Genomic DNA, 15,352 nt, shown 5'->3' with positions numbered 1-15,352 from the left:
CTCCGCGGTGTCCGCGGCCCTGCCGGATCGATGCCAGGAGCCCTTGCCCCGGCTCCGCGTCCACTCTATCGTTTGGGTTCAAATAAGTTTCTGGAGGCCCCGCATGCTGGACGTCACCCAAGAGGAGTGGCTGCTCCGAGCCAAGTCCCTGGACCTTTCCGGCGCCCATCACATCGATGGCGTCGACGAGGGCGGCGCAGGAGCGACCTTCGCCGCCGTCTCGCCCCGCGACGGCCAGGTGCTCACCCAGGTCGCCGACGCGGGCACCGCCGAGGTGGACGCGGCCGTCGCCGCCGCGCGCCGCGCCTTCGACGCCGGCCCGTGGCCGCGCCTCGCGCCCGCCGATCGCGGCAGAGTGCTGCTGCGGATCGCCGACCTGCTCCAGGAGCGCCGGGCCGAACTCGCGCTCACCGTCAGCCTGGAGATGGGAAAGCCCATCACCGACGCGTACGAGATCGAACTACGCGCCCTCATCAACACCTTCCGCTGGTACGGGCAGCTGGCCGACAAGCTCACCGACGAGGCCCCGCACACCGCTTCGGACGCGCTCGCCCTGGTCACCCGGGAACCGGCCGGAGTCGTCGGCGCGGTGGTCCCGTGGAACTTCCCCCTGACACTCGCCGGCTGGAAGGTCGCCCCGGCCCTCGCCGCCGGCTGCACGGTCGTGCTGAAGCCCTCGGAGAACTCGCCCCTGTCCGCACTGCTCCTGGGCCGGATCGCGACCGAGGCCGGACTGCCGCCGGGCGCGCTCAACGTCGTGGGCGGCACCGGCCCGGTGGCCGGCCGGGCGATCGGCCTCCACCCGGACATCGACGTCCTGGCCTTCACCGGCTCCACCGCCGTCGGCCGTCACTTCCTGCGCTACGCCGCCGACTCCAACCTCAAGCGCGTATGGCTCGAACTGGGCGGCAAGTCGCCGAACATCATCCTCCCCGACGCACCCGACCTCGAGAAGGCGGCCGCCACCGCGGCCTGGGGCATCTTCTTCAACCAGGGCGAGATGTGCACCGCCCCCTCCCGGCTGCTCGTGCACACCTCGATCGCCGAACAGGTCACGGAGTCCGTCGTACGGCGGGCACGCGAGCTGCGGATCGGCGACCCCCTCGACCCCTCCACCGAGATGGGGGCCCTGGTCGGCGAAGCGCACCTGGGACGCGTACAGGACCACATCGCCACCGGCCTGGCCGAGGGCGCCCGGCTGCTCACCGGCGGCTCCCGCACCCTCCCCGACACCGGCGGCAGCTTCCTGGAACCGACCGTCTTCGACCACGTGGACCCCGGCATGCGGCTCGCCCGGGAGGAGATCTTCGGCCCCGTCCTGTCGGTCCAGACGTTCGACGATCCGGACGAGGCCGTACGGCTGGCCAACGACACCGAGTACGGCCTCGCCGCCGGACTGTGGACCTCCGACCTCGCCACCGCGCACCGGGTCTCACGCGCCCTGAAAGCCGGCACGGTCTGGGTCAACTGCTACGAGGAAGGCGACCTCACCGTCCCCTTCGGCGGCATGAAGCAGTCCGGCAACGGCCGCGACAAGTCCGCCCACGCCCTGGAGAAGTACACCGAACTCAAGACGACCTGGATCCAGTTGTGACCCGCCCCCTCATCGCCGTTCCGGCCCGCTTCTCCGCGACGACCTCCGCCCTGCGATACGCCGCCGAGGTAAACGCCCGTGCCCTGATCGAGGCGGTGTGGCGGGCCGGCGGTGAACCGGCGACCATCCACCCGGCCGATCCCGCCGTCACGGACGTCGCCGCACGCCTCGCCCGCTTCGACGGCGTCCTGCTCCCCGGCGGCGGCGACCTCGCCCCTCACCGCTACGGAGCCGCCGACACCCACGACAGCGTCTATGACGTCGACGACCTCCAGGACACCTTCGACCTCGAAGTCGCCCGCCGGGCGCTCGACTTGGGTCTTCCTCTACTGGCCGTCTGCCGCGGCCTCCAGGTCGTCAACGTCGCCCTCGGAGGAACCCTGGAACAGGACATGGGCGGCCCTCAGCGCGAACACCGACATGTCGTGCACCCGGTGACCATCGAGCGGGCAACCCTGCTGGAACAGGCCACCGGCGCGCAGAAGGCGGAAGCGTCCTGCTACCACCACCAGCGGCTCGAGCGCCTCGGTTCAGGACTGACGGTCACCGCACGTGCTGCGGACGGGACCGTGGAGGGAATCGAACTCCCGGACGCCGACGGTTGGTTCACCGCCGTGCAGTGGCACCCGGAGGACACCGCGCACGAGGACTCCGTCCAACAGGCCCTCTTCGACGCGCTCGTCCGCGCGGCGCGCGGCAGACGCTGACACGGACGGGCCACTGCAACTGGTATGGCTCTCAGCCCTTCGCCCGTCGGCCACTGCGGCGCCGTGCCGGTTCGGCACCGTCGAGGAGGGCGAGGCGGCGTTCCTCGCCTTCCTCCTCGACCTGGCGCACGACCTGCCGCAGCCCTTCCGCGACGCTGCGGCACTCGTCGTCGCTGAGCCGCGAGGCGACGAAGGCCTCCTCCTGGTTGAACTGCGGGAACAGACGCCGCATCAGCGCCTCGCCCTCGTCGGTGAGACTGAGCAGCTTCAGCCGGCCGTCGGACGGATGGCCGGCCCGTGTCATCAGCCCCCGTCCCTCCAGGGTCCGCGAGACACCGGTGAGCGTTCCCTTGGAGATTCCGGCCTCCTCCGCGACGTGCCGGGTCTCCGACTCGCCCCAGACCCAGACCACCCAGAGCACGACGAACGCCGTCCAGGTCAGATCCGCGTCGCGCAGCACCGAGTTCTCCAGATGCTGCCGGACCGCCGAGGCGGCACGGTAGATGTTGGCGACCACCGCCATCTGCTCGCGGTGTATCGGTATGCCGCCCAGCTTCGCAGCTGCCAGCTTCTCCGCTTCGGTGATGGACCGATGGCCGGGCACAGGCGGGCTCCCTTGATCGTTCGGAGTCAAATTGTACGGGACGGGCCTGGGCCCCGGGCCGATGGAACGCGCATTTCACCGCAGGTGGCGCCCCGTGTCAGTCCGCCGTCGGCGGGGCAGTCACCGGGATCGACGGTTGCCCCGATCAAGAAGGGCAGACCGTCGGCTCGTCGTGGCCGCCGACGGTGAAACCCACCGGCTGGTGATGCCGACGATCCACACGGAAACCGACATCGCGCCTGAAGGCCACCCGCTGCTCCGGCTCCATCGGGTGGCGCTCGAGTGGCCCAGACCCCAAATCGCCAGTCAGTAACCGGGTGTTGCGGGGGCAGTGGGCGAGCGTGACGGTGATGGGCTGGTCGGGGGCCAGTGCTTGCCGAGTTGTCCGTGAACTCCCTCGGAATTGTCCGTGATCGGTAACGGACGCATCCTGTGGCCGCCGTCTCTCGTCCTGTCAGGTGGTCGCAAGACGACCACGGATCGGCGAGGAACTGCGGGAGAGCGGGGCGGACATGGCACGGCACGGCGGCGGGCGGGGCTGGTACGGCAAGGTGGTCGGGGCGGCGCTCGGGGTGACGGTGCTGACCGTCGGTGCCTCGGTGTGGACCGCGCAGGCCGGTGCCGTGGGCGGCTCGTCGCCTCAGACGGCGGCGTCGGCCAGGCCGGGCAGTGGCGTCAAGCCGGTGGCGGTGACCATCGTGCACGCCTCGGACAAGGGGGCGCGCGGCGTCAACATCACCATCGACGACGGCCCGGACCCCGTGTGGACCCCGCAGGTGCTCGACGTGCTGCGGGAGTACGAGGTGAAGGCCACGTTCTGCATGGTGGGGACGCAGGCGCAGGCCCACCCGGACCTCGTGAAGAAGGTGGTCGCGGCCGGGCACCGGCTGTGCGACCACTCGGTGTCGCACGACACCACCATGGACGCCAAGTCCCAGGCGTACCAGTCGCAGCAGATACTCGACGCCGAACGCATGATCACCGAGGCGTCCGGGGGCGTACGGCCGATGTACTACCGGGCGCCCGGTGGGGCGTTCACTCCCTACAGCCGCAAGCTGGCCGCCTCCCGGGGCATGCGCCCGCTGGGCTGGAACGTCGACTCCAAGGACTTCGAGCGGCCGGGCACGGACGCCGTCGTCGCCACCGTCGAGCGGGAGGTGCCCAACGGGCCGACGATCCTCTTCCACGACGCGGGCGGCGACCGTGCCCAGACCGTCGAGGCCCTGCGCCGGATCCTTCCCTGGCTCAAGGAGCAGGGCTACTCCTTCGGCTTCCCGGTGCGCTGAGCCCCGGCCCTGGTCGGCCACGGCGTTCGAGGCCCCGGCCGCCGGGCCGGCTGCACCAGCCACTTGCCGGCCGTCGCGAGAACATCCGACCTTGGAAGCCCCCTGCTGCGCTGGAACCGACGCGGCTGGGGCGCCGGTTGCAGCGAGGCGCGGCCCCTCCGAGCTCGCCCGGTACGGTCGCCACGCACCTGTGGGTCTGTTGCCCCCGGAACCCGGGTCTCCTCAACGCCAGGAACCGGTCCTGCGCGGTGATCGACGTGAACCCGCAGGTCGCTTCGTCCGCTACGCGCCAGGGGCGCGGAAGGCGACCTGTCGGCGGGCGGCCTCGTCGATCTCGTCGAGGGTGAGGAGCGGAGTTGCCCGGGTGCGAAGGGCACCGCTGGCCTTGACGGTGAGGCTGACGGCGGCCATGGAGACCGGGTCGGGGAAGTCGACGATGAGGACGATGTCGTCCTCACCGAAAGCGAAGTACATGGCCTCGACCGTGCCGCCGAGACCGGTGACGACCTGGTCGACGGCGGCGCGGCGGCCACTCGCGCCCTCCTCGAGCAGCCCCTTGGTGCCTTCGGGCGTGTACGTGGCCTGGATGAGGAACTTCGGCATCGGGACGCTCCCTGCCCATCGCTGGTGGTCCGGTCTGTGCAAGGGCCTTCCCGCAGGCTCGTCGACTACCACTCCCACAGGGCCGGATTCACCCGGAGAGCGGCGGGCCACCGGTCACCGGCCGGTCGTCGTGCCCGGGACCCCCGCCACCAGGTAGGCGATGATCACCGGCGGCCGCGAGCCCGTGATCGGACGGACTCTGGTCCCGGTCAGTATCCGATCGCCTCTCGGAGAAGCAGCACGGTGCCGCGCCCTGGGCGGAGTTCCGCGTTGAGGATGAGCAGGCGGTTGACGGCGCTGGGCATCCCGTACACCGCCTGGGCGCGGGCGTTCTCCAGCGGGAGGGCGTGCTCCCCGACGCGGCGCAGCGCCGTGCTCAGGTCAGGTACCACCTTCTGCGCGCCGACGACCCAGACCGCGTGGGCGGCACCGCCCGCGTTGGCGGGGAGTTGGCTGCCGCTGCCCGAGGCAAGAACCAGCGAGCCGGTCTCGGTGACCGCGGCGACGCTGTTCACGGCGAATTCGGGGCCGGCGAGCAGCCTTCGGATCTCGTCGGCGCCGGTGGCCCGGTCGATGGCCAGCACACGCGGCCTGATGGCTTGGTACCGGCCGCCGGCGTTGATGTCCGGGTGTGTGGTCTGCACGAAGAAGTCCCACTGGCTCTGCAGCCGCTCGCCCCCGGCACGGATCTCCTCGCGGCCGACCAGCTCGGCCGGGATGCTGGGCATGCGCAGGGCGCCGTCCGGTGTGAACAGCGATGCCAGGCGGGGTCGGTCGCGCATCATCGCCGCGTCGGTGAACTCGCCGCGCAGTGCCTCGATCTCGACGCGGTCCGCGATGGCCTGGAGGTCGTTCATCGGAGTCACCTCTCCGTCTCGCTTGTCGTCCTCACCGGGACGACAACGCAGCCCCTCGGAATGTGAGGCGGCGCGTCGGCCTCACATTCCGAGGGGCTGTCTTGTCGTACCGAGTAGAGGCACAGAAGCGAGCGAGAGACGGCCATGCCATGCGCACCGGAGCCGAGCCCGGCGACGATCGCCGCAGCAGAGGCCCAGGTCAGCCGCAGGACAGCAGGCCTGCCTTCTGCTTGGCGTTCAGGACGCGATGGACGCTTGCATCCACCTGCGCACGGAAGGTCGCGCTCTGCGTCATCCGGCTCCGTACCGCGTTGGTCATGGCCGGGATCAGGTTGGGTTCGACCGTCAGGACCACGTCACCGCCGGCCGACAGGAACTTGACCGCGCGGTCGCCCGGGGACACGGATTTCACTGCCACCGCGTTCCCGAGGTCGTCCGATATGACCACGCCCTTGAAGCCCAGATCCTTGCGGAGCAGTCCCTGGATCACCGTCGAGGAGAACGCGGCCCGGTTCTTCGGGTCGATCTTGCTGTACGTGGCGGAGGAGATCATGACGAACGGCGCCCCGGCCTTGATACCGGACGCGAACACGGTGATGTTCGAGCTCTTGCTCGTTGTCACGGTGTCCACGACGCCCGCCGTGGTGTCGGTGTTGCCACGGACGTTGCCGAGTCCCGGGAAGTGCTTGAGCGTGGCCAACACCCCGGACTGGGCGGAGCCCGCGAGGAACGCGTCGCTGTGGGGGGCCACCGTCGCAGCAGTGTGGCCGAACTCGCGGTCGTAGCGACCGATCGGAGCGTTGGCCCGGCCCAGACTTTCCGGCACGACGTCCGCGACGGGAGCGAGGTTCAGGTTCACACCGGCCGACTTGAGCTCCTTGGCCCATACCGCGGCTTCGCTGCGCAACTTCGACGTCGTCCAGCTTCCCTGGGTCAGGGCGCTCGGGATGGTCGAGAACCCCGGGCCGGACAGCACCTGCACCTGTCCACCCTCCTGGTCGGTCGAGACCAGGAGGGCCACACGGTGCCCTGCCACGCTGTCCGCCTTCGCCTGCAGACCCTCGACAAGGGTTTTGATCGTCGTCGTCCCGGCCTTGCTCCGTCCGGCCAGGAACACCGAGCCGACGTGGTACTGGCGCATGAGGTCGATCCGTTTGCTGTCCGGAGCGGACGGCGTGACCGATCCCATGAAGAGCTGACCGACCCGCTGCGGAACCGTCATCGCCTGAAAGGTCTTGTCGGCGCACGTATTCGACGCGAACTGGATGGGCGCCCCGGACGGATCGATCGTGGCGGCCTGCGAGATCTGCACGCCTCCCACTCCCGCCGCCGCGAGCGACAGTGCCAGCGAAGAAACGAGCCAGACAGGACGCTTGATCCTGGAGGGGTGGGCGGGCGACTGGTGAGATGCCATGAAGATACTCCGGGTGTGCCTGCTGCGGGCCGCTTGTATCTCGAGCGGGTAGTCACTTGCCGTGTTCATGATACCTGCGCGCGCCTTCTCGCCACAGGCGCAGCCGGTCCCGGCAGACGGCGACCGGGCCGCTGCCGCTCGGTGCCGAGACTCACGCGAAGGCGAGAGAGTCATGCGATCACATGGCGCCCGAGCGCCTGATCATCTCGTCCGGTACGAAGCGCTTCACGGAGCGGATGTCCGCCGGGGCCAGGAGCAGGTACCCAGCGAGCCCCGCTTCGAAGTATCCCGCAGTGCGCTACGCCCGGCATTGCGGGAGCCGGGGGAGGACTCAGAAACCCCCGCCGCCGGCGGGGGGCGGGGGACGCGCCGGGCTGCGGCGTCAGCGTTCCAGTAGCGCTTCGTCAGGTTCTTGCTCTGGATCGACCAGCGACGAAAACGCCTGATTGAGCCCGCGGGGGCGTCGTGCTGTTGCTCCGATGGGGCTGTTGCGCGGTGTCGGCGTTGCCGGGTGCCTTGGTTGCCGGTGGTGCGGGCGGGCTTGGGGGGTTGGTCTTTTGTGTGGTGTTGGTGTGTGCGGGTTGTTGTGGTGGAGTGCGGGCCGGGTTATAAAGAACCGTCCACCCGGTTTATTTCGAGGCAGGGGGTCGAGGCGCGTGTTGGCCCGAAGTTGGCCGGATCGGGCTTGGTCGGCTGTCTGGGTCGGGCTGGCTGCCTGTGCGGGGCTGGTCGACCGGCTGGTTGCCCGGGCCGGGCCGCCGGCTGAGGTGAAGTCGCGTTGTCGGGGTTGGGTCGGGTTGGGGGTTGCTGTGGTCGGTCGGGTGCATGTGGACGTGTTGGTCGTGGGTGGGGGGCCGGTCGGGCTGTGTCTGGCGGCCGAGTTGGCGGGGTCGGGGGTCCGGGTGTTGGTGGTGGAGGCACGGGAGTCCGTGTCGCGGCGGCCGAAGGCGACGACGTTGCATGCGCGGTCGGTGCAGTGTCTGGTGCGGCGGGGCTACGGCGGGGATGTTGTGCCAGTGGAGTACGCGACACCGCAGGCCGGGGCACCGGGCGGGGCGTTGGCGGGCGGAGTGTCCAGGGGCGGGATGCCGCCGGCCGGTATGCCTACGGGGCGGATAACTGGGGCCGGAACGTCAGCGGGGCGGCAGGACGGGGCGCCGCTGGCCGGGGCGCCGGTAGCCAGGGCGTCGGTGGGCGGGACGCCTGCGGGCGGGACGCCGGTGGGGCGAATATCTGCGGGCGGGGCATCGGCAGTTGAGGCTGCGGCGACGCGGGGCGGGGTGTTGCCGGGCCGCGGTCTGTGTGTAGGCGGGGCGGCGGGACGAATGCCCCTGACGGGGATGGCCTCGGCTGGGACAACAGCGGGTGGAGTGGCCGCGGACGGGGCTTCGGCCGCAGCCGGGTCGTCGAATGCTGCGGCGTCGAGTCTGTTCCATTTTGCGGGGGTGGGGGGGTTGGTGATTTCGGCTCCGGTGGGGGAGCCGGTGCCGGTGGTGAAGTGCGTACAGGCGGAGTTGGAGGCGGGCTTCGAGCGGCGTGCGCGGGTGGCCGGTGCTCGGGTGGTGCGAGGGGTGTCGGTGACGGGGTTGGAGGTGGAGGGGGATTGCGTGCGGGTAGTGGGGCGTGGGCCCTCGGGGTGTGTGAGTTGGCGGGCTGGGTTTGTGGTGGGTGCTGATGGTGCGCGGAGTCTGGTGCGGGAGTTGGCGGGGTTCGGGTGTCGGTCCTATCCGGCGACGGCACGGGCGTTGATGGGGTGGGTACGTCCGGGTCGGGTGGGGGAGTTGGTGGCGGGCTGGCATCGGACCCGGCGGGGGTGGGTGGTGGTGAAGGACGCCGGGGACGGCGGGGTACATGTGCGGACGCTGAACTGCGGGGGCAGGGAGGCGGAGGGGGTCCGGGGGCGGCCGGTGTCGTTGGAGGAGTTGCGTGGGGAGGTGTCCTGGATCGCGGGCCGGGACGTCGCGATGAGGGAGGGCCGGTGGCTCAGCCGGTTCAGCGACTTCTCCCGGGTGGCGCGGACGTTCCGGATGGGGCGGGTGCTGCTCGCGGGAGACGCGGCGCACGTGCATTTCCCCATCGGCGGGCAGGGCCTGAGCACGGGACTGCTGGACGCGGTGAATCTGGGGTGGAAACTCGCGCTGTGTGTGCAGGGCCGGGCGGGGGAGGAACTGCTGGACTCCTACGACCACGAGCGAAGGCCTGCCGCACATCGAGTGGTGGACAACACGCGAGCACAACTGGCCTTGATGCGGCCGGGAGCGGAACTCGACCCGCTGCGCGCACTGTTCGGCGGCCTGATGCGCCATGGCGAGGCGGGAGGCCTGGGCGAGATGATCAGCGCGCAGGACACGGTGCTGCCGGTGGCCGAGGGGTCGTCGTCGGCGTGGGAGGGAAGGTTTCTGCACAATGTGCCGCTGCGGACCGGGCATGGGCTGACGGACGTGATCGGCCTGCTGCGGGGGAAGGGCCTGTTACTGCTGCTGGCAGGCGAACAGGGCGGCCGCTTCGCGGACCAGGTGCGTCAGTGGTCGCAGGTGGTGCGGGTGGTGCGGGTGGCGTCGATACCGGGTGTGGACTGTGGTGCGCTGCTGTTGCGGCCCGACGGCTACATCGCCTGGGCTGCGGACGGCGGGAGAGAGTTGGATTCGGCCCTGAGGTGGCTAGGGGGCCCGGGGCTGTGAGTGCGTCGCAGGGCTGAGGGCGCTTGTCGGCCCCGGCCGTGGGCCTGCCGCCGGGAGCGGCATTGGCGGCGCTCCGGCCGGTTGGTAAGGGATGACGGATGACGGATGGCGGCCGAGGGCATGGTCCGGCGTCGTGGGTGTTGGTGGGCTTCGGGTCGTGTGGTGGCTGTGGGAGCCGGGGCCCGTGGTGAAGCCGGTCAGGCCGGTCGGATGGGTTAGCCGGCGGCCGCTTGGGGGGTGTTCTGGTGTTGGTCTTGGAGTTCGTTGAAGACTTTTTCGCCTCGGCCGTCGGTGAGGTCGACGGAGGTGAGGACGGAGGAGTGGACGACGGAGGGGAGGAGGTGGCGCAGGAGGTCGGAGATGCGGCGTTGGAGGTCTTGGTAGTCGCTGACGGCTTGGGACATGGCCTGGACGCCGGCGAAGGAGCCGACCATGACGTCGGCGGTGGTGTGGGGTTGGACGTGGGGGAGGAGTTCGCCTTGTTGCTGGGCGGCGGTGAGGGTTTCGCGCAGGGATTCGCTCCAGCGGGCGAAGGGGCCGCTGCGGTCGAGGCCCTGGGCCTGCTGGTCGAGGGTGAGGCGGACGCCGGCGCGGACCATGGGGTCGGTCTGGAGGCGGTAGGCGTGGAGCATGCCCATGTCGACGAGTTCCTGGACTTTGCAGGCGCGGGGGATGGAGGTCTGGCCGTCCTGCTGGGAGAGGACGCCCTGGGCGAGGTGTTCCTTGGAGGGGAAGTGGAAATACAGGGCGCCCTTGGTGACTTCGGCGGCGGTGAGGATTTCGCTGATGGTGGCGGCTTGGTAGCCGCGTTCTTCGAAGACGCCGGCAGCCGCCGAGAGGATCGACTGCCGGGTGCGGATCGCCCGGTCCTGCATGGCCATGTCGGCCTCCTTCCGTGCTGTTCCTGTTGGGCATATGCCCGGTCCGTCGACCCGGCAAAAGAAACCGTCCAGTTTGTATATTACAGGTTGTCGGGCGTGGGGCCTCCTGCCTTGGTCGATTCCGGAACACGCGATACCCCCGGATGTCCGGGAGACCCGTCCCGGTTCGAGGTGAAACCGGGACGGGCCGGGGCGAAACCAGGGCGGGATGAGGCCGGACCAGGCCGATTCGATACGCCTGCAGGCCGCATTGACGGTGGGTCGGGTCGAGGCGAGGCACTCGGCGGCCAGGATGCCGCTCACGCGGACAGTGCCCGGATCACCCGCCGGGAGGCGTGCCGACTGGTCCGGGCAAGGGCAAGACCCCGAGGTCGTTCGATGTGAGGCCGGGTGTTTTGGGGTGAGAAGCCGGGCGGCCGGTATGCCGTCGGCGCGGTCGCGCTCGTTGATCCGCCAGGAGCCGCGTGTCGCCGAGTCCGAGCCCGGGCGGCTCCGGGCCGGTTCGCGGTGAGACCCGGGCCGGTTCGAAGCGGAGCCGGCCGGGTTGAGGTGAAGCCGGGCTGGATTGAGGTGAAGCCGGGCTGGATTGAGGTGAGGTGCGGCAGGGCCGGGGTGGATCCGGGCCGGGTCGGGCTGGGTGTGGTCGGGGTTGTTCCGGGATGTGGTCGGAAGGGGTTCGGTTGTGATTCTGGTGACCGGGGCGACAGGGACGACGGGGCGGGCGGTGGTGGACGGGTTGGGCCGGCTGCCGGGGCGTGCGGGGGTGCGGGTTCTGGTGCGTGATGCCGGGCGCGCGGTGGGGCTGCCGAAGGGTGTTGAGGTGGCGGTGGGGGATCTCGGCGACGAGGCGTCGCTGGGGCGTGCGTTGACGGGGGTGCGGGAGGCGTTCCTGCTGACCTGCCGGGTGGGTGAGGGCGATGACGTGCGGTTCGTGCGGGCGGCGCGGGCGGCTGGGGTGCGGCGGGTGGTGAAGCTGTCCGCGGCGGCGGTGATGGATCCGCAGGCGCGGGATGTGGTGACGTGCTGGCAGCGTGAGGCGGAGGACGTGGTGCGGGGTTCAGGTCTGCAGTGGACGTTGCTGCGTCCGCGGGCGTTCATGTCGAACAGCCTGGGGTGGGCGCCTTCGGTGCGGGGGGAGCGGGTGGTGCGGGCTTTGTGCGGGACATCGCGCAATGCGTGTGTGGATCCGCGGGATGTGGCGGAGGTGGCGGTGTGTGCGCTGACCGGGCAGGGGCATGCGGGCCGTGCCTACACGCTGACCGGACCACAGGCACTCACGGCGGGGGAACAGGCGCAGGAGCTGGGGCGGCAGCTGGGGGTGGAGCTGGGTTTCGAGGAGCTGGGCCAGGAGGCGGCCCGGGCGCTGCTGGGGCGGCGGTATCCGCGGGAGGTGGTGGAGGCGTTGTTGGACAGTGCGTGCCGGCAGCGGGCGGGCGCCAAGCAGGTGGTGGATCCCGCGGTGGCAGCGCTGCTGGGCCGGCCGGCCCGCTCCTACCGCGACTGGGTCCGCGACCACCTGGACGCCTTCCGTGTGTCCGGTCCGGCAGGCGCCGGGGCGCCCGTGGGATGAGGCGTCTGAAGGGACTGGACCGGTCCTTGTTCCGTGAACTCCGCGCGCGCCGTGACCGGCCCTGAAGCAGTGGGTGGATCTCAGTGGCGAGGTTGCGCCTGCCCTCACCCGCCGCGTGGATTGTGGTGACCGTGAAGCGCCACTGTTCGGAGGGAGCCCGGTCGTGGATGCCCCAGGTCGGCCCGACGCAGCCACCGGGGCCGCGCCTCTGTTGCCGGATGCTTGCTGAGGATCCCGTCGATCACCTGCCGGTGGTTCCGCCACCGGCCACAACGCCCGTTACCGACCGGCAGGAACGGCCGGATCCGCTCCCACTCGGCATCCGTCGGATCACCCCGCCCCATGACCTCACCAACGATCCGCACCAGGGGGTAGTCACATGCTCCGCCGATCAGTCCTAGTCTCCTGAGGATCCGAAGATTCCCAGGTGAGTCGGCCTGTCACCGGAGTAGAGGACGATGTAGTAACCGGTCCACCGCATCTGACACTCGCCGAGCAGGCTCCGCTCGCGCTCCTCATGGTTCACAGCCTCGTTGGCAGCAACAGCAAGCTCCTCGTACTGCTCGACCGATGGGCGGTCCGTGCCAAAGTGGTGCACCACACAGCTGAGTGCCAGAGGGCGCAGGGTGCCGTAGTCAGCGGTACCGGACCGCGTCGGCGGGGCATCCGTGGCAACAACCCTGTCGATGTCGAGGATCGTATGGGTGCCCTCCGTCCCCATGAACTCCTCGTCCTCGTACAGGTCCTCCAGGCTTCGGTATCGGGCGTCGTCGCTGTACTCCTCCTGGAACACCCTGGCCTGCAAAGTCGCCAAGGCCGCCTCGGCATCGCCGTCGTACCTGGTGACGTAGTCCCATCCGCTGGCACCCATCGAGCCATCCTCCCTGAAGATCGTGAATGGGCGAACGATAGCGGCGAGAACTGACAACGCTGTGGCCTGGCGCTGGGCTCTGACCGGTTTCCCGGATCGAGGTGTCCGGAGCATGGTCGAGCCCTCACCTGGCAGTTCTCAGTCCGCCCCGCCGTGCCCGTGTACTGCCGCCGGACGCCTGCCGACCGTTCGAAGTCGCCACACGACGATCACCGCAAGCAGGATGAGCCCCCTCACCCGTGGTTGGTTCGAGAGGTTCGCCACCGAAGATCTTTACGTAGGCGCTGTCGTGGATCTTGGACGAACGAGGAGACTGCGGCCGTGCGCGAACTCCCCCGCGCGGGGCTGGACTTCTGGGAGCAGGTCGTGCGCGGGTCCGGCACCGCCCCCGGATATTGCGGGCCAGAAGGTCGTTGACGCCGGCTGCGGTGACTGTGCGGTTGACCTTCACATTAGTGTCAATGTTCTGGAATCGGGCCATGACAGATGACAGATCGTTCTGTGTCGGCATCGCACTGGAGGGTGTGGGCTGGCACCCGGCGTCATGGTCGCACTCGACGGTGGTGGATCCGGCTGAACTCTTCACCAGCGACTACTGGGTTGACTGGGCCCGGGCAGCAGCGTCGGGCGGCCTCGACTTCGTCACGCTCGAGGACGGCCTGAGTCTTCGGACCGACCAGTTCGGCACCGCTGCCGACGACGCCGGCCACCGGGTTCGCGGGCGGCTGGACTCGGTGGTGGTCGCCGCGCTCCTGCTGTCGATGACCGATATCTCCGAGGTCGTCGTCACGCGGAACGTGACGCACTCCAACCCGTTTCATGTGGCCGCGCAACTGGCTACCCTCGCAGCGATCGGACCTGGTCGGGTGGTGTGGCGCCCGCAGGTGTCGGCGGACGCCCGCGACGCCAACGTGGTCGGGGGTACTTCCACACCTGCCCTTGAGCCGGGAGACGTATATGTCCCGACCCGGATCGCACGGCGGCTGCGCGACCTGTTCCAGGACGCTGAAGAGTACGTGCACACGGTGCGTCGCTTGTGGGCGACCTTCCCGGCGGAAAGCCTCGCCGGCGGGGACGAGTTCTGGCAGCCCGAACAGGTGCGGCCGGTGACCTTGAAGGGCGAGCCGCGGTATCCGGCCGCCGGTCCCTTGACGGTGCCCGTCGGGAACCCGCCGCCGGTCGCCGTCCTGGCCCATCACGCCCTTGAGCCGTACCGGCTCGCCGCTGCTGTGGCCGACCGGCTGTTCATCACACCGACTCCTGATCACCCGATGCCGGAGCTCCTGGCGGCCTATCACCAGATCGAGGAACTCACCCCGGACGCCACCCCGACCCTGATCTACGCGGATATCGCGGTCGTGCTCGGGGACACTGACGACCATGCCCAAGACCGGCTCGCACGGTTGAACGACACTGCCGGCGCACCGTGGTCGACCGACACAAGCATCTTCGTGGGAACCGCGGACCGACTCGCGGACGAGCTGACCAGGTCGCGCGATGGTCTCGGCCTCTCCGGCGTCCGGTTGCGGCCTGCCGTGCTGCCCGACGATGCCGAACGGATCATCCACGACCTCATGCCCCGGTTGAGGCCGACCACCGGCGCAGCAGCCGACTCGGACGGGAACCGGATATGACGGGCCTGTTCGCCGACGACCGCGGGGCAGGCACGCCGATGTTCCCGCTGCGCTGAACTCGCGTCACGGGCACGCCTGATCGTCACCGGAAAGCAAGACGCCGCAGTCGGATGGATCGCCCAACGGCGGCTCCTGAGGTACTACCCGGTGCCATCCGTACGCCACCAACCCGGCCCTCGACCGTTGTGGGCACAACGTGCACCTCGAACAGCCCGCGCTGTCGCCACCCTGCTGAGGGATTGGCTTCACGCGCTCCGGGGCTGATCGTCGAGGGTCGGGGCTCGGTGCTGTTCCACCTCGGCCAGGTATTCACTCATCGAGTCACGGTTGCGGATCAGCACCTCGATACGCGCATTGAGCTTGTCCCGCTCTTCCGTCAGCAGCGCCAACATCTCCGGCGTGGCATCCGGGAAATGGATCGATCGGGGCTTGTCCAGGCACGGCAAGATCTGCTTGATGATCCGAGTCGGCAGCCCGGCCGCCAGCAAACCACGGATCTGCTTGACCCGGTCCACATACCGATCGTCGTACTCCCGGTATCCATTCGCGCCCCGGTCCGGGATGATCAGCTCTTGCTCCTCGTAGTAGCGCAGCAGTCGACGCGACGCTCCTGCCAGCCGCGACAACTCACCGATTCGCATCCCGTCAGC

The 15,352-nt window shown here is 69.8% G+C and carries 13 protein-coding genes and 2 pseudogenes; 6 read left to right on the top strand and 9 right to left on the bottom strand.

Annotated features, from left to right (window positions below):
- The first annotated feature begins 103 nt into the window (after positions 1–103).
- Positions 104–1,594 carry an aldehyde dehydrogenase gene (locus tag ACWD68_RS01630; RefSeq protein WP_451804455.1) on the top strand — a complete coding sequence of 497 codons (1,491 nt, stop codon included), beginning with the start codon at positions 104–106 and terminating at the stop codon, positions 1,592–1,594.
- Positions 1,591–2,301 (top strand): gamma-glutamyl-gamma-aminobutyrate hydrolase family protein, encoded by a 711-nt coding sequence (locus tag ACWD68_RS01625; protein WP_451804454.1) that lies wholly within the window; start codon positions 1,591–1,593, stop codon positions 2,299–2,301. The genes ACWD68_RS01630 and ACWD68_RS01625 overlap by 4 nt, the downstream gene beginning before the upstream one ends.
- A gap of 31 nt (positions 2,302–2,332) precedes the next feature.
- Here ACWD68_RS01625 and ACWD68_RS01620 read toward each other — a convergent pair whose 3' ends face one another.
- A complete protein-coding gene (locus tag ACWD68_RS01620) occupies positions 2,333–2,905 on the bottom strand; it encodes a MarR family winged helix-turn-helix transcriptional regulator (protein WP_451804453.1) in 573 nt (190 codons plus the stop codon).
- A gap of 512 nt (positions 2,906–3,417) precedes the next feature.
- Here ACWD68_RS01620 and ACWD68_RS01615 point away from each other — a divergent pair.
- On the top strand, positions 3,418–4,191 hold the full coding sequence (locus tag ACWD68_RS01615) for a polysaccharide deacetylase family protein (protein ID WP_451804674.1): 774 nt from the start codon (positions 3,418–3,420) through the stop codon (positions 4,189–4,191).
- Positions 4,192–4,473: 282 nt separating this feature from the next.
- On the opposite strand, the gene ACWD68_RS01610 is transcribed toward ACWD68_RS01615, so the two are convergent.
- From ACWD68_RS01610 to ACWD68_RS01600, 3 genes are all read right to left on the bottom strand, one after another.
- Positions 4,474–4,794, bottom strand: coding sequence for a GYD domain-containing protein (locus ACWD68_RS01610; protein WP_451804452.1), 321 nt, complete (start codon positions 4,792–4,794; stop codon positions 4,474–4,476).
- A 209-nt stretch (positions 4,795–5,003) separates the two neighbouring features.
- Complete coding sequence (locus ACWD68_RS01605; RefSeq protein WP_451804451.1) at positions 5,004–5,651, bottom strand: LUD domain-containing protein; 648 nt, start codon at positions 5,649–5,651, stop codon at positions 5,004–5,006.
- 199 nt (positions 5,652–5,850) lie between these two features.
- Complete coding sequence (locus ACWD68_RS01600) at positions 5,851–7,065, bottom strand: glycoside hydrolase family 3 N-terminal domain-containing protein (RefSeq protein WP_451804450.1); 1,215 nt, start codon at positions 7,063–7,065, stop codon at positions 5,851–5,853.
- 479 nt (positions 7,066–7,544) lie between these two features.
- Between ACWD68_RS01600 and ACWD68_RS01595 the strand changes: the two genes are divergently transcribed.
- Positions 7,545–9,746 carry an FAD-dependent monooxygenase gene (locus ACWD68_RS01595; protein ID WP_451804449.1) on the top strand — a complete coding sequence of 734 codons (2,202 nt, stop codon included), beginning with the start codon at positions 7,545–7,547 and terminating at the stop codon, positions 9,744–9,746.
- 215 nt (positions 9,747–9,961) lie between these two features.
- Here the strand turns inward: ACWD68_RS01595 and ACWD68_RS01590 are convergent, their stop codons facing one another.
- Complete coding sequence (locus tag ACWD68_RS01590; RefSeq protein ID WP_451804448.1) at positions 9,962–10,627, bottom strand: ScbR family autoregulator-binding transcription factor; 666 nt, start codon at positions 10,625–10,627, stop codon at positions 9,962–9,964.
- A 682-nt stretch (positions 10,628–11,309) separates the two neighbouring features.
- Between ACWD68_RS01590 and ACWD68_RS01585 the strand changes: the two genes are divergently transcribed.
- The gene (locus ACWD68_RS01585) at positions 11,310–12,197 is read left to right on the top strand and encodes an NAD(P)H-binding protein (protein WP_451804447.1); all 888 of its coding nucleotides are present in this window, start codon (positions 11,310–11,312) and stop codon (positions 12,195–12,197) included.
- Between the two features lie 70 nt (positions 12,198–12,267).
- Here ACWD68_RS01585 and ACWD68_RS01580 read toward each other — a convergent pair.
- From ACWD68_RS01580 to ACWD68_RS01570, 3 genes and pseudogenes are all read right to left on the bottom strand, one after another.
- A pseudogene (locus ACWD68_RS01580) lies at positions 12,268–12,417 on the bottom strand (DUF6228 family protein); the annotation flags it as partial.
- 7 nt (positions 12,418–12,424) lie between these two features.
- A pseudogene (locus ACWD68_RS01575) lies at positions 12,425–12,541 on the bottom strand (transposase); the annotation flags it as partial.
- A gap of 53 nt (positions 12,542–12,594) precedes the next feature.
- The gene (locus ACWD68_RS01570) at positions 12,595–13,182 is read right to left on the bottom strand and encodes a hypothetical protein (protein WP_451804446.1); all 588 of its coding nucleotides are present in this window, start codon (positions 13,180–13,182) and stop codon (positions 12,595–12,597) included.
- 347 nt (positions 13,183–13,529) lie between these two features.
- Between ACWD68_RS01570 and ACWD68_RS01565 the strand changes: the two genes are divergently transcribed.
- A complete protein-coding gene (locus tag ACWD68_RS01565; RefSeq protein WP_451804445.1) occupies positions 13,530–14,702 on the top strand; it encodes an LLM class flavin-dependent oxidoreductase in 1,173 nt (390 codons plus the stop codon).
- Between the two features lie 245 nt (positions 14,703–14,947).
- Here the strand turns inward: ACWD68_RS01565 and ACWD68_RS01560 are convergent, their stop codons facing one another.
- Positions 14,948–15,343, bottom strand: a complete 396-nt coding sequence (locus tag ACWD68_RS01560) for a MerR family transcriptional regulator (RefSeq protein WP_451804444.1) — start codon at positions 15,341–15,343, stop codon at positions 14,948–14,950.
- Between the last annotated feature and the right edge of the window lie 9 nt (positions 15,344–15,352).

This window comes from Streptomyces sp. NPDC005141 (assembly GCF_053599975.1).
Note: the sequence above shows the minus strand (reverse complement) of the source record. Positions and strands in the feature narration are given on the sequence as shown.

Coding starts and splice junctions, on each gene's coding strand:
- ACWD68_RS01565 (WP_451804445.1), top strand. CDS start 13,530: ATGTTCTGGAATCGGGCCATGACAGATGACAGATCGTTCTGTGTCGGC.
- ACWD68_RS01590 (WP_451804448.1), bottom strand. CDS start 10,627: ATGGCCATGCAGGACCGGGCGATCCGCACCCGGCAGTCGATCCTCTCG.
- ACWD68_RS01560 (WP_451804444.1), bottom strand. CDS start 15,343: ATGCGAATCGGTGAGTTGTCGCGGCTGGCAGGAGCGTCGCGTCGACTG.
- ACWD68_RS01630 (WP_451804455.1), top strand. CDS start 104: ATGCTGGACGTCACCCAAGAGGAGTGGCTGCTCCGAGCCAAGTCCCTG.
- ACWD68_RS01605 (WP_451804451.1), bottom strand. CDS start 5,651: ATGAACGACCTCCAGGCCATCGCGGACCGCGTCGAGATCGAGGCACTG.
- ACWD68_RS01570 (WP_451804446.1), bottom strand. CDS start 13,182: ATGCTCCGGACACCTCGATCCGGGAAACCGGTCAGAGCCCAGCGCCAG.
- ACWD68_RS01600 (WP_451804450.1), bottom strand. CDS start 7,065: ATGGCATCTCACCAGTCGCCCGCCCACCCCTCCAGGATCAAGCGTCCT.
- ACWD68_RS01610 (WP_451804452.1), bottom strand. CDS start 4,794: ATGCCGAAGTTCCTCATCCAGGCCACGTACACGCCCGAAGGCACCAAG.
- ACWD68_RS01595 (WP_451804449.1), top strand. CDS start 7,545: ATGGGGCTGTTGCGCGGTGTCGGCGTTGCCGGGTGCCTTGGTTGCCGG.
- ACWD68_RS01615 (WP_451804674.1), top strand. CDS start 3,418: ATGGCACGGCACGGCGGCGGGCGGGGCTGGTACGGCAAGGTGGTCGGG.